The organism is Arthrobacter sp. JCM 19049, from assembly GCF_001310435.1.
Window position 1 is genome coordinate 1 of record NZ_BAXF01000371.1, and the last position, 2,200, is coordinate 2,200.

Genomic DNA, 2,200 nt, shown 5'->3' on the forward strand with positions numbered 1-2,200 from the left:
GCCTCCACCGATTCCACGCAGACCGCCTCGGCGCCGTGGGCGACCATGAACGCGGCCAGCTCCCCGGTGTCCTGGCTGAGCTGGCGCAGGTAGGGGGTGATTGTCCCGGTCATCATGGTGGTGTCGCGGTAGCGTTCGGCCAGCTGCACGGCGACCGGGCCGGCCCCGTAGTGCCGCGAGGAGGTCTTGTGCACGAAGCCGGAGGACACCAGGTCATCCAGCAGCCGGTAGACCGAGCTGACCGGAATCTGGGACCCTCGGACAGCTCCTTAACGGTCGCCTGGGGGACCTTGGCCAACGCCGCGAGGATCCACAGGACCCGAGCGGTCTGCGAATCGGACACTTTTCTTACGTACATAGCACCTTTGCCGGGGGCCCGGGGCTGCGGGCCACGATCTGTTCACCACCCGATTCAAGGCAGGTGGAATCAGGCGCAGTCACCCATTGTTCTTTCCACCGCGGCGGTGGGGCAAGTCGAAATTCTCACCGCATGAGAATGCCGCAGGGAAAATTCCCGGGAGCTGGAAAAGAGTGAGCTGGGTTAACCGTGTCCCCAAAGGACACCGCACGCGCGGGCCGCAGCGCGGCCCATGGGTCCCTGATCGGCGCGAATCCAACGTTTTTATGTGATGGAGCAGGCCCCATCGCGTGGCCGCGGCAACATCCGCGCCGGAAAATCCGAAGGTCTCGCTCGTCGCTTTAGTGTGCCGTGAGTCTCAACAGACCGTCGGTTCTTTGATACATTTCTCACAACTCGAAATGATCGTTGGCGCACCGGAATTATCGGCGAATGCGCTTCGAGGGAACAAAGTAGTAGTGCAGGATGGCCACCACCGCAGCCCAGCCCGCCCCGATCACGAAGCCGACCACGACATCGGAGAGCCAGTGGTGGCCCAGGTAGATCCGGGAGAAGCCCATCGCCAGCACGAAGAGCACGGCCAGCGAGGCAATCAGGTAGGCGTAGCGGCGCAGCCCGTAGACGATGGCCAGGTACGCGGCGATGCCGATCAGCGCGGCGGCGTTCAGCGTGTGGCCGCTGGGAAAGGAAAAGGAACCGGGAGGTTCCGGACCCCCGGGGATCCCGTCGGGCCTGATCACTTCGTGCCGTCCCTTGAGGATCGTGGTGAGCAGGACGGAAACCAGCGCGGTGAAGCCCACGGTGGCCAGCGGCCAGAAGCTGCGCGTAAACCAGCACAACAGCGCGGTCACCAACACCATGGTGGCGGTCATCCCCGGGGTGGACCCCCACCAATACAACCCATGGGCCAGGGCCGCCAGCACCGTCCTGGTGCTCCAGCACCCACTGCTGCACCGGGGCGTCAAAATCCTGCACCCAGCCACCCGCGCCAAGGGAAACCACCACACGGCGGGTGAAGTAGAACATGGCGACGATCAGGCCCAGCACCACCCACAGCGCCCGGGCTGCGCCGGTGCGCTGGCCGGGCCGGAAATACCACGAGGATCGCATGGCTTCCATCGTAGTCTTCGCCCCCGCCCCGGTGCGTGCCCCGCGGCAGAAGTCACCGGGTCACCGCCGGGGATGCGGGAGAATGGCGTCATGACAATCAAGGTGCTGGCAGTTGGGAAAAAGCATGAGTCCTGGGTCACCGAGGCATCGGGCGCTATGAGAAGCGGCTGAAGAAGCCCTTCAACCTGTCCTGGCAGCTGCTGAGCCATTCCGCCCGCGACAACGAGGCGGCGCGCGCCGAGGAATCGACGCGCATCCTGGCCAAGGTGGCGCCCGGCGACTTCGTGGTGCTGCTTGATGAGCGTGGGTGCAACGTCGATTCGCCGGCCCTGGCCAACACGCTGCGCGCCCCCATCGACGCCGGCCGCAATGTGGTGGTGGTCATCGGCGGGGCCTACGGGGTGGACTCCACGGTCCACGACCGCGCGGATTTCACCTGGTCGCTGTCCAAGCTGGTCTTTCCCCACCAGCTGGTCCGGCTGATCCTCACCGAACAGCTCTACCGGGCCCAGGACATCCTGGCCGGCGGCAAGTACCACCACCTCTAGACTTCCGCCCCCACCAGTGCCCCTGGCGATGGCACCCGGTTGACTTTCCATACCGGAAAGACAAGACTTTCCACAACGGAAAGAGAGTGGCTCATGCATGGATCTACGGGCTCCGGCCGAGCACCGGCGCAGTCTGCGGCCGAGCTGTTGGCACTGGCCGATGACGCCGCGGCGAACATGGTGC

1 protein-coding gene and 2 pseudogenes are annotated in these 2,200 nt (G+C 65.1%); 1 reads left to right on the plus strand and 2 read right to left on the minus strand.

Annotation, left to right across the window (positions count from 1 at the left end):
• A pseudogene (locus JCM19049_RS12285) lies at positions 1–209 on the minus strand (hypothetical protein); the annotation flags it as partial.
• 571 nt (positions 210–780) lie between these two features.
• The gene (locus JCM19049_RS12290; RefSeq protein ID WP_054821736.1) at positions 781–1,281 is read right to left on the minus strand and encodes a phosphatase PAP2 family protein; all 501 of its coding nucleotides are present in this window, start codon (positions 1,279–1,281) and stop codon (positions 781–783) included.
• 277 nt (positions 1,282–1,558) lie between these two features.
• Here JCM19049_RS12290 and JCM19049_RS12295 point away from each other — a divergent pair.
• Positions 1,559–2,016, plus strand: a pseudogene (locus JCM19049_RS12295) (23S rRNA (pseudouridine(1915)-N(3))-methyltransferase RlmH).
• Positions 2,017–2,200 lie beyond the last annotated feature (184 nt).